9 protein-coding genes are annotated in these 11,918 nt (G+C 44.4%); 3 read left to right on the top strand and 6 right to left on the bottom strand.

From position 1 onward, the window contains the following. Window positions 1–52: 52 nt before the first annotated feature. Together BP97_RS0105995 and BP97_RS0105990 are read right to left on the bottom strand one after the other, a co-directional pair. Window positions 53–925, bottom strand: a complete 873-nt coding sequence (locus BP97_RS0105995; protein WP_028548279.1) for a carbohydrate ABC transporter permease — start codon at window positions 923–925, stop codon at window positions 53–55. 30 nt (window positions 926–955) lie between these two features. Next, complete coding sequence (locus BP97_RS0105990) at window positions 956–1,912, bottom strand: ABC transporter permease (RefSeq protein ID WP_028548278.1); 957 nt, start codon at window positions 1,910–1,912, stop codon at window positions 956–958. Window positions 1,913–2,118: 206 nt separating this feature from the next. Here BP97_RS0105990 and BP97_RS0105985 point away from each other — a divergent pair, with 206 nt between their 5' ends. Further along, window positions 2,119–4,278, top strand: coding sequence for a HelD family protein (locus BP97_RS0105985; RefSeq protein ID WP_028548277.1), 2,160 nt, complete (start codon window positions 2,119–2,121; stop codon window positions 4,276–4,278). A 62-nt stretch (window positions 4,279–4,340) separates the two neighbouring features. Here the strand turns inward: BP97_RS0105985 and BP97_RS0105980 are convergent, their stop codons facing one another. The 4 genes from BP97_RS0105980 to BP97_RS0105965 form a co-directional block, all read right to left on the bottom strand. Further along, window positions 4,341–5,330 (bottom strand): 2-hydroxyacid dehydrogenase, encoded by a 990-nt coding sequence (locus tag BP97_RS0105980; RefSeq protein WP_028548276.1) that lies wholly within the window; start codon window positions 5,328–5,330, stop codon window positions 4,341–4,343. 33 nt (window positions 5,331–5,363) lie between these two features. After that, entirely contained in the window at window positions 5,364–6,206 is an 843-nt protein-coding gene (gene larE / locus BP97_RS0105975; protein WP_028548275.1) for an ATP-dependent sacrificial sulfur transferase LarE, read from the bottom strand. Window positions 6,207–6,378: 172 nt separating this feature from the next. Next, window positions 6,379–8,073: a sensor domain-containing protein gene (locus BP97_RS35455; protein WP_051620407.1), complete on the bottom strand. Its 1,695-nt coding sequence runs from the start codon at window positions 8,071–8,073 to the stop codon at window positions 6,379–6,381. Window positions 8,074–8,220: 147 nt separating this feature from the next. Next, window positions 8,221–8,703 carry a glutathione peroxidase gene (locus BP97_RS0105965; protein WP_036745584.1) on the bottom strand — a complete coding sequence of 161 codons (483 nt, stop codon included), beginning with the start codon at window positions 8,701–8,703 and terminating at the stop codon, window positions 8,221–8,223. A gap of 145 nt (window positions 8,704–8,848) precedes the next feature. Between BP97_RS0105965 and BP97_RS0105960 the strand changes: the two genes are divergently transcribed. Then, window positions 8,849–10,150 carry an AAA family ATPase gene (locus BP97_RS0105960; RefSeq protein ID WP_028548273.1) on the top strand — a complete coding sequence of 434 codons (1,302 nt, stop codon included), beginning with the start codon at window positions 8,849–8,851 and terminating at the stop codon, window positions 10,148–10,150. 33 nt (window positions 10,151–10,183) lie between these two features. Beyond that, window positions 10,184–11,893, top strand: coding sequence for a hypothetical protein (locus BP97_RS0105955; RefSeq protein ID WP_028548272.1), 1,710 nt, complete (start codon window positions 10,184–10,186; stop codon window positions 11,891–11,893). Window positions 11,894–11,918 lie beyond the last annotated feature (25 nt).

Raw genomic sequence — 11,918 nt, 5'->3', positions numbered from 1 at the left:
ACTTGCTTAAGCAATAATCAATATTGTTAAAATTACGGGAGCTTGTGTTTTTTTATGATTTGATAGAGCCTACGAGCATCCCTTTAATAAAATGCTTTTGCAGGAACGGATAAATTAGCATGATAGGAATAGTTGCGATAACGATTACGGCCATCTTCAAACCTTCAGGAGATAAGTTAACTGCGGAATCCAAAGCTGACGAATCGGATGCTCCGAACTGGTCCGTAATAATCATTTCGCGAAGTCTTACTTGAAGCGGTATTAAGGCACGACTATTGATATAGTAGATAGCCGCTGAATAAGTATTCCAGTTGGATACGGCGTACATAATCCCCATGGTTGCCATTGCAGGCTTGGACAATGGAAGTACGATTCTCCACAACATCCCCATTTCGCCACAGCCGTCAATACGAGCGGAATCGAACAACTCATTAGGCAAGTTCATGAAGAACGATCTCATTACGAACAAGTTGTAAGCACTGATTGCAGTTGGGATCATAAGAACCCACAAAGTGTTCAACAGCTTGATGTTTTTAAGTAGCAAATAGTTTGGAATCAATGGAGCATGGAATATTAAAGTGATAAGAACCATGATCAAAATGATTTTACGACCCAAATATTCTTGTCTGGATAATGGATAAGCTAGAGACGCCGTTGCAATCAAGTTAATTAGCGTACCTCCAACTGTAATGATAACACTGTTTCTGAAAGCGAGCCAAATCGTTTGGTCTTTCAAAATACTGGTATAGTTGGCTCCTGTAAAGTTAACCGGCCAGAAATATACGAGACCTTTATTAATCGCTACGCTATTACTAAATGATTGAGCGATTACGTGCAACAAAGGCAGCACCATGGTTAAACCAAGTAATGTCAGAAATATGATATTGATAACGTTAAACGTTTTTACACCTTTACTAATTACCATTTCGTTTCACCTCCGTAGTACTTTACCTTATTAGTACAGACCGTCACCGGTAGCCTTTTTACTAAATGTATTACCGATCATGATAAGCAATAGACCAACCAATGATTTGAACAATCCGATAGCCGTTGTATAACTGTACTGACGGTCTACCAAGCCGGCCCTGTACACATAAGTATCAAGTATTTCCCCGTTTTCGCTATTGAGCGGGTTCAAGAAGATGTACACACGTTCGAAACCGAAGTCAAGGAAGTTCCCCATGTGAAGAAGGAGCAAAATTGTAATTGTTGGCAAAATGGTAGGAATCGTGATTGAGAAAGTTTGACGCCATTTGCTGGCTCCGTCAATTTGCGCAGCTTCATACAAGTCAGGGTTAATACCAGCGATAGCAGCCAAATAGATAATTGTTCCCCATCCACTGTCTTTCCAGATACCCGATCCAATCAAGATCGTACGAATGTAGGAGTTGTCCCCTAAGAAGTAGATTGGCTCAATTCCAAAGGTAGAAAGAATTTGATTCACAAATCCTGTTGTAGGAGAAAGCAATCCAACAACAATACCGCCTACGATAACCCAAGATAAAAAGTGCGGCATGTAGATAACCGTTTGTACAATTCGTTTATACGTGTGAATGCGCAGCTCATTAAGCAGCAATGCAAGAATGATAGGCACCGGAAACGCAAATACCAGATCGTATAAACCAATTAACAAAGTATTTTTAAGAATGATAATAAATTCGGTATATTCGAACATCCTTTTAAAATGGGCAAATCCTACCCATTCACTGCCGCTAATTCCTTTAAAAATGTTGTAGTCTTGAAAGGCAATGACCGAACCGAGTAGTGGCACATACTTAAATACTAAAAAGAACAAAATACCAGGAACTGAAATGAGATAAAGAGCGAAATATTTTCTAATAAATGCCATTTTGTGGTTTTTAGATTCAAATTTAACCTGTGCACGGTCAGATGCTTGAATTTTACTTGCCATTCGACACCCCTCCTCTAGTTATTGATTGATTTTGTACTTTGATTGTACTTGTGGACCGCTTGTCCTACAATGGACTCCTTTGTAGTGAGTTGTGTTTTTTTACGTTTTTACGCATTTCATATGGTTGCAATTCCCAATCGGACTGTGCTATAGTATATTCCCTGTTTAAAAAATCCATGGTTGGGACCGAATGGAGGTTTATTGTTTTGGAATCCAGTGTGCAGAGTGCATATCAAGAAGAATTAAATAAATTGGAAGAAACTTTTGCGGAAATTGATCGGCAACTAACGGAGCTGCAAAAGTATCCCCCCTATAATGGGGACGACCACACGGAGCAAGTGTTGGAATCGATTCGTGAATCCAGACGGCGCAACCTCTCAGTGGCACAAACGGAACCTTACTTCGGCAGACTGGATTTTCAAGAAAAAGGCCACAGTGAACCTTCTCCATTATATATAGGTAAAGTCGGCGTCGAGAAAGACCCTTCTTTGGAGTTAATGGTTATTGACTGGCGTGCCCCGGTGGCCAGTTTGTTTTATTCCTTCACCGGAGGTACGGATGCAGTTAACTACGATTCACCGGATGGCCTTGTAGAAGGTCTCGTTTATTTGAAACGAAATTTGGTTATTCGTAAACAAATTCTACAGCGGGTTGTCGATACATATGACCGTGCTGGCGATACCATGGCAGTAACCGATGAATTTTTGCTCTATCGTCTGGGTGAAAATAAAGATAACAAGCTTCGAGATATTGTCTCTACAATCCAAGCGGAGCAGGATGCGATTATTCGTGCGGTTAAGAACAGCGCGTTGATCATTCAGGGTGTGGCGGGAAGCGGTAAAACAACCGTCGCCCTTCATCGACTAGCATTTCTATTATATCAATATCGGGATCAGGTTCGTGCAGAGCGAATGATTATATTGGCTCCGAACCGCATGTTTCTCGATTATATTTCGGGAGTGCTCCCTGAGCTGGGTGTTGGACACATCCAACAGACCACTTTTTCCGACTGGGCGCTCGAGCTGCTCGATCATGAAGTTCAACTCGCTGACCAAGCTGAACAGCTCAGATACTGGTTTCAAGTCGGACCTAAACGTCCAGCCATGGATGAAACTGCACCCGGCAGAGTGAAAGGCTCGTTAAAATTCATGAACTGGCTGGATAGAGCCTTACAGCAGTACGAAGCAGCTGCAGTTCCTAAAGCGGACTTTACCCCTTGGGATGGAGCTAAGTTGTCGAAGACGACCATTCGTCAATGGTATGACGTCGAGAATAAACATGAGCCTCTGATGAAACGCCGCGAGCGAGTGCTGGCAAGAATGAAGCGCTGGCTTGAAATGGAGCTTGAGAAGGTGTGGGAAGTGCATCTTAAAAAGGATTATAAGAAGAAAAGCACACAAAAGCTTCGTGAATATACGAAGAACTGGACTTCATATACACCCTTTTCCTTCTATAAAGAGCTGTTTCAGTCTTCCACTGCTCCTGCTTTCTTGTCAAAAGAGCTTCAGGCGGAACTGCCTCAAGCTTTAATAACCTACACGGAAGCCTATGTCAAAAAGAAACGCGTGCAGCCTGAAGATCTGGCGCCACTCCTGTTCATTCGTTCTAAATTTCACGGCATTCACGGAGAACTCACCTTTGACCATACAGTCGTTGATGAAGCTCAAGATTTTTCTCCGTTCCAGATAGCTCTGCTTCAAATGCATACCCGAAATGATTCGTTTACCATCCTAGGGGACTTATCACAGGGCATTCATGCCTATCAAGGAATCAATGATTGGAATGAGTTCAGCTCCCTGTTTGAAGCGGGGAAGACCTCCTATTTTCAATTAAACCGAAGCTATCGTTCTACGATGGAAATCATCTATTTTGCTAATGAGGTGCTAACCCGTGGTTGGGACAAGACACCAGCACTCGCTGTACCTGTATTCCGCAGCGGTGATGCAGTTCGTGTCGTGCAGCTCACCGATGCCGAGTTGGTTCCCAAGCTAATTAGTGAAATTAATCGGATCCAGTCCGGTGAGGTCTCTACAGTAGCCATTTTGGGAAGGACAGAAGCTCGATGCAATGCATTGCATCAGCAGCTAAACGCAGCTGGTGTGCCCGCGAATTTAATATCTGCAGGTCAGCAGCGGTATGAGGGCGGCATCTCCGTAGTCCCTTCGTTTATGGCGAAAGGTTTGGAATTTGATGCTGTCATTATCCTGGATACGGGTTCCGAGCATTACCAAGCCACACCTCAAGACGCTAAGCTGCTGTATGTCGGGTGTACTCGCGCACTGCACGCATTGCAGCTTTGGCATAGCGGCGAACCATCGCCTCTTATCGCTGACATTCAAGGCGATTTCATCGCTCGGGATAATTAAGTATTATGATTTAGACATAAAAAGAGCAGGAACCTTTCACACAAGGTATCCTGCTCTTTACGCTATTTAAGTAAGTATTGTAGCTCAGGCACAACGTAAGCTTGTCCTCCGGTTAAAGCGCCGACCAAATTTCTCGAAGCTACCATAGCCATATCGTTTCGAGTCTTGACTGTAGCGGACCCAATGTGTGGTACTGTAACAGCATTATCCAGCTGCAGCAAAGGGTTGTCCGGTGAAATCGGCTCTTTCTCGAACACATCCAAGCCGGCGCCACGAATCGTTCCATTACTCAATGCATCGATTAATGCTTGTTCATCAACGGTTTGTCCACGGGAAGCATTGATAAAGAATGCACTCGGCTTCATCATCTCAAAATGCTCTTTACGGATAAATTGCACCGTCTCTGGCGTTAACGGAGTCATCAGTACTACGAAATCAGACTCTTGCAGCAGCTTCTCTAACGTACAATATTGAGCTCCGAACCGCTCCTCTATTTCCGGTTTACGACTGCGGTTATAATACAACAGATTCATATCAAATCCGTGCACTGCTCTCTTCGCAATAGCCTCTCCGATTCTTCCCATGCCTATAATCCCTAACGTAGCATGATGAACGTCCATCCCGAATAAGTGCTCTTCGCGAACCGCTCCTCTTTTCCATTTCCCCTGCTTGACGAAAGAGTCCAGCTCCGCCACTCTTCTAGCAGAAGCTAGCATTAAAGCAAGTACCAGATCTGCAACCGTATCATCAAGCACATACGGTGTATGAGTACCGATAACTTCTCTTGCTTTCATATCCTCAATATTAAAATGATTGTACCCAACGCTGATCGAGCTTACAGCTTTAAGCCGCGGCGCTCGCTCCAATAGCTCAGAGTCAACGGATGTACCGCTTAAGAGAAGCCCATCGTAATCTTTAATCTGCTCGAGTAGCTGTTCTCTTGGAAGCGATCCCTCTCCCTCCCATTGAGTACAGTCACAATGCTCTTCCAAATAGGACAAGCATTCTGCGGGGATCTTACGAGTAATAAGTATTTTCGGTTTATGGGTCATTGATCAATCGCTTCCTTCCTGAACCTGGTGAAGTTATGATGCCGATTCCGCATGAACCGCCTGTTGTTCCGGACTCAACACCTCGTTTAAGCTGCCGGAGCGGTATCCTTTTAAGTCCAATGTGATGTAAGCATAACCGATTTCCTTCAACTTGGCATGAACCGTATCAGCTACAGCTAACACTTCAGCCAGATCGGATGCAGGAACTTCGATTCTTGCAAGATTGTCATGTTGGCGGACACGCACTTGACGAAATCCTAGTTGAATTAAGAAATCCTCTGCTTGATCGATCATGGACAGCTTCAATGCCGTAATCGCCTCTCCATAAGGAATTCTTGAGGATAGACATGCAAATGAAGGCTTATCCCATGTACGCAATCCAAATTGTCGAGACATATGACGAATCTCGGCTTTTTTAATTCCGGCTTCCAACAGCGGCGCAATTACACCCTTCTCATGTGCGGCTTGCAAACCTGGGCGATGCTCACCCAAATCATCTGCAATAGCGCCAAAAATTACATGCTCATATCCCCGTTCTTTCGCGATAGGAATCAAATGTTCGAAAAGTGAATTTTTGCAAAAATAACAACGGTTCGTCGGATTTTCCGCATAACCCGGTATATCCAACTCGCTTGTATGAATAACTTCATGTGCTGCTCCGAGCTCTTTAGCCAAAGCAATTGCTTCCTCTTTCTCCCTAACCGGATATGTCTCGGAATCAGCCGTAATCGCTAGAACTTTGTCATGACCTAGAAACTCAAGTGCCGCTTTCAGCAAAAAGGCGCTGTCCACTCCACCTGAAAAAGCGACTACGACTTTGTCCATGGATCGCAATATTTGACCAAGTTTCTCGTATTTTTGTTCCATGCTCTCCATCTTTATTCCTCCTGAAGGCTTCCGTCCGGAAACCGTATCTTTGTCGTCCTGGTAATGTCCCACTCGTTTTGCAATCGTGTGCATAAGAATTAATAGTAGTACCTGGATTTATCCATTATAGTCTTTTTTCACGTTTAGAAAAAGAGGTTTTGTGCGGTGGAAGCATGGAAAATTAGCTGTTAGGCAGTACATTTTCATGAAGTAGCTGCTCGAACTCCGTATGTGTCAACGGTTTGCTGAAATAATAGCCCTGCGCGTGCCCGCAGTTTTGCTCCAATAAAAATTGCAAATCCTCTCGTGTTTCCACACCTTCCGCAACCACATCCAGCTTTAAATGATTCGCCATAGCTATAATGGTCGATACAATAGCAGCATTATCCGGGTCCATGGTAATATCGCGTATAAATGATTGGTCGATTTTTAATTTATGAATTGGAATCTTTTTTAAGTAATGCAGCGAGCTGTAGCCCGTTCCGAAGTCATCCATTGAAATGCGAATGCCTTCTTTTTTCAGCTCGTTCAGCTTCTTAATAACCCGTTCTACATTGTCCATTGCCATACTCTCTGTAATTTCCAGCTCCAAGTATTGAGGATTAAGACCGCTTTCCCTAATAGCCTGCAAAATATCTCCGACGAGATCGCTTTTTTGAAATTGACGAGTTGAAAGATTTACAGAGACCGTAACCATCGGCAAGCCGACATCCTGCCATCTTTTATTTTGAATACATGCCGTTCTAATGACCCAATCGCCGATAGGAACTATGAGACCTGTTTCTTCTGCTAGAGGAATGAATTGAGCGGGTGAAATCATGCCATGCTTAGGGTGACGCCAACGGATTAGTGCTTCCATCCCAATCAGCCTATTGTCGCGAATATCATACTGCGGCTGGTAATAAAGCTCGAATTCGTTATGTTCCAATGCCTTGCGGAGGTCATACTCCAGCTCAAGTCTCTGCAGTGGATTAGAGGTAAGCTCATCATAATGAGATCGACTCCATCCGTGAGACTTCTCTTTTTCCTCCGTCAAGACTTTGGATGCATGGCGCAGCAAACTATTCATGTCCGTTCCATCCTGTGGATACCGCGCAACCCCAATACTGCCGGGAATAACAAATTCACGATCGTATACGACAAACGGTGCAATGAGCTGCTGCTGAATAATTCTGGATTGCTCAGTTAAGTCTATGGATACATCTACATGTTTATACAGGATTACGAATTCATAATTCCCAAGCCGACTGATTAAATCCGCATTCTTAATACAGCGCTGCAGCCGTTCGCTCACTTGCTTCAGCAGCATATCGCCCCAATTCAAGCCTAGCGATTCATTAATGATTTGAAACCGGTCCAAATTGATCAGCATAATCGCAAAAGGAGCATAAGGAAGCTCACTTCCTGCCGCGGCAATGGTTTGTGTCAGCTGGATTTGAAACAAGGTGCGATTCGGAAGTCCCGTCAGCGTGTCGTGATATGCCATGTGTTCGATCAACTGAACGGTAATTTTTTCCTCTGTAATATCTCTCATCACAAGGAATATAAACGTTTGTTGATGATAACGGATGGGAATAAATCTCAAATTCAAGGTGAGTAAATGGCCAGATCGATGCCGTAAGTCACATTCCATATCACACGGTTCTCCCTCCACAGAACGATGAAATTGGGTATAAAATAATGTGGAGATATCCGGTTCTAGGAAAATAGCGAATAATTGCTTGCCAGCGGTTAGCCAATCATATCCAGTGAGCTTGCAATATTCCGAGTTGACTTGTTGAATGTAACCGTGCTTGTCCAGTAGCAGCATGGGGTCGCCACTAAATACAAATAATGGATGCGATGTGATGGCGTTTACCGATTCCGAATCAATCATGCTGTAATCACTCCCACCCAACCGTTCAATATTTTGGTTTATTATACCATATTGTCACGGATATGTTTGGAGAATTTGATGAATTTTGTTGAAAATTGTTGATAAAAAAAAGAATCGCAGCTGATTCCCGCGATCCTTCATCCTTTTTTATAATAACTTCTCAATAGCTTCTTGAAGCTCCTGATCTTCCGGCGCTACTCGACTGGAAAACCGCCCTTGAATCTGACCTTCTCTATCAATCAGAAACTTTTCAAAATTCCATTTGACGTCACCATCCGGTTCCGCTTGCTCAGTCAGCAGCTGGTACAAAGGATGCTTGTCCTCACCAAGAATGTTGACCTTGCCTAATACTTCAAAGCTGACGCCATAGTTCGTACTGCAGAACTGCTGAATTTCTTCCATTGTTCCCGGCTCTTGTCCACCGAAATCGTTACAAGGGAAACCAAGAATAACGAGTCCCTTATCCTTCCACTGCTGATTCAGCTTTTCAAGTCCAGCATATTGGGGTGTAAAGCCACATTTGGATGCTACGTTAACGATCAGTAATACTTTTCCTTCATATTCACTTAATGATTTCGTACTGCCGTCTGCTGCTTGAACCTGGATGGTATAGATGGATGCGGATGCCATTATTCATTCCTCCTCACTTAGCTTTATTCATCATATCATGAAAGAGTCTGGAATAAAAATCCTGCAACTATTCGTATAAGGCGAATGATTTTGATACAATAAAAAGGTTATAGCTGCCATATATTGCTCTAAGGAGGCCCCCCTAATGAATGAGATTCTGAATATACAAAATAAGCTGGAGCAAGCTATTCAACTGCTGGAAAGCAGGTTCCTAGAACGGGAGGAATTAATCCGTCTTCTCCTTCTCGGTTTGATGAGCAATGAAAACGTACTCCTTATAGGTCCACCAGGAACTGCAAAGTCTCAACTTGCGAGGGGGATATCACAGCTATTCGGCGGAGGCCGCTGGTTCGATTACTTGCTAACCCGCTTTACAACTCCTGATGAAATGTTCGGCCCTGTGTCGCTGCAGCAATTGAAGCAGGATTTATATGTACGTCAAACAGAAGGCTACTTGCCATCTTCACATTTTGCTTTTCTTGATGAAATCTTCAAAGCCAATAGTGCGATTCTTAACGCTCTGCTGTCTATCTTAAATGAACGAATTTTTTTCAATGGCCGTGAAAAAGAAAATGTTCCACTCTTCTTCTTAATGGCAGCTTCAAACGAACTTCCTGAGGACAACGATCAGCTAACCGCGCTCTATGACCGATTTCTCATTCGTTATGAAGTTGGTTTCATCAAGCAAATGTCTAGCTACGAGCGTATGTTCCAGCTCCCAACGGAGCCCCTCCCTTCCCTACTTTCACTTCGAGATGTGGAGGCTGTCCGTTCGAAAGCGGAACAGGTAACCATTCCGGAGCCATATATTTATATGCTGTACCGATTGAAAACTGAAATGGAAGCCAAGGAGTATTCTTTATCTGATCGCAGGTGGAGAAAGATTGGCCAAGTGTGGAAAACTTCTGCGGCACTAAATGACCGCAGCTCTGTTAATGTCTGGGATACCGTCTATACACCGCACATGCTATGGGACTACCCGGAAGATCAGACAGTTCTTCAGGAGCTGTTCCAGAAGGAGTTTCAGGAAGCATTAAAGCAGGAATCCGAGCGTGAGCTTCCACTTAGCACCTATGACCGGACAGCTAAGCATTGGTTGAGCCTTGAAGACGAGCTCCACGCTTTTCAATTTAAGAAAGAGGTCGGAGCCAGACTGGACAAGGACGCACAGGAGCAGATGGGGCAAAAACTCGAAAGTTGCAGGATCGAGCTGGAAGAAACGGCAAGGATGCTTCGCGGTAAGCTGGTTCAGTGGCAGCAGCGGGAAAAAGATTTGCCGGGCTATATCCGCAATCAAAACTTTTTACTAACTCAAACCGATCGCTTCGCGGTGAAGTATACCCATCTGCGTATTCAAGGAGAACGTATATTACAGACTTTGCAAGGGCTGTACCGGACCTTATTTGACCGTGAAATCCCGGGTGTCCAGTACGATTATACCTTGTAGACCGAACACTACAGTTGCCGGCGGTGAACGATTATGATTATTCAATGTGCACGTATCGACCGGTTCGTATTTGACGGTTATGTCCACTCCTCGCGAACAGCCCAGGAATGGATACGTGAAGCACGCATAACAACAGCATGGTTTTCCGTAGAATTGTTTGCCGACTTTTTCATGTGCTTTTATTTACCCGAACCTCGTTATAATGCAGCACAAGACGAGCCCCCGTTTCATCGTTGGCTGGTACAACAGCTGCGGGGGCAGTTTTTTTATCGGACAATCCATCCAAGAACGATCGGTGAGGTTAACGCATCCTTTAAAACAGCTTTAAAAAGCTTAATGTGGTTAACTACTAGCTATGAAGAAGAGGTCAATCGTCGAAAGAAGGACGAGCAGAAGCTCTCGATAGGCTTTAACGAGCGTATGCAGCAGCAAGGACAGGATGAATCCCTCCTTCATGAACGATTGTCCGATAAACAGCTCGAACAGCTAAAGCTGATCGGATACACATTGCAGCAAGGCAAAAAAAATGTTGAGGATAAGCAGGCAGCTCTCGATACACGACCTTTGGTAGAAGCGGAAATCATTCAATTGAAGCTACGTATTGAGGAGCTTCAAGATCAAATGCGGACGGACTTCACCAAACGCGACAAAGCAAGACAAAAGCTGAAAAAAACAGAGGCAGAGCTGGAGCAGCGGGAGAAACAGCTAGAAAGATTCACGAAACGGGATAAAGAGCTGTTCCAGCAATTGGAAGAGCAGCTAGGCCAATGGCTGAATCAGTCGTTGAAGGAATCACTATCGCTTGAGGAGCAAGAAAGCTTAAATGTACACGAATTATTGCAAGCCAGCCAACGCATCGCCAACCGCCGATGGGGGAGCGATCTAGGACGGCTTCACCGACAGGAATTCGCCAATTATATGAGTTGGATTGACAAGCTGAAGCGACATCCCGAATTAATTGCTTTCCTTCGAGAAGTCGGGCGCAATCTTCAACACTTCAAGGTGCTGCGTAAAAAAATGCGCACGCCTCATATCCCGGAAGCTTATGATGACCTGCGCCAATCCGGCAATATCGCGCACATGCTTCCTAGCGAAGCCAGCTTACTTGCAGATGAGGATTATGAAATGTATTTTACCGTTAAGTGGCTGGACCGTAAGCTGCTTACTTATAATATAACTGGTATGACTGATGAGCCTCAGAAAGGTCCTGTTATCTGCATGCTAGACACTTCGCACTCCATGCGCGGGAGTAAGCTGCGTCTAGCGCAAATATTTACAGCAACCTTCGCTGCTTTCAGTCTGCTGGAACGCCGCGATTTCATCTTATTGCTTTTCGGCTCAAGAGGCGAACTTGTAGAACAGCCTTTATATTGGCGCAAGCCTGATTGGCCCGCTTTCTATGCCATGACGCAGCTCGCCTTTGGAGGTGGTACGCATTTTGATGCGCCGATCAAACGCGGCATCGAAATTATCGAAAGCCATCCGAGGTTCCCTGATGCCGATTTTGTCATGGTTACTGATGGAATCGGAACCATTGGAGCGCAAGTGAGACAGCAGCTTAGCGAACTTGGTAAGAAGAAGCAAGTGCGTTTACATACGCTAATCATCGGTAATGCCCGACAACACTTAGCCAACTCCTATGATATTTTAGGTGTATCTCATCAAGTCCGCTTTGCGGCTACGTGGGAAACACAGGATCCCGTCAAGGACGAGCTGCTTCTCGATGTGTTCCGAAAGCACTGAGTTGAACGTTAAAAACCCGCAAATC

This window comes from Paenibacillus sp. UNC451MF (assembly GCF_000686845.1).
Classification (GTDB): Bacteria; Bacillota; Bacilli; order Paenibacillales; family NBRC-103111; genus Paenibacillus_S.
The sequence above is the reverse complement of the archived record's forward strand: the minus strand, read 5'-3'. Positions and strand labels throughout refer to the sequence as shown.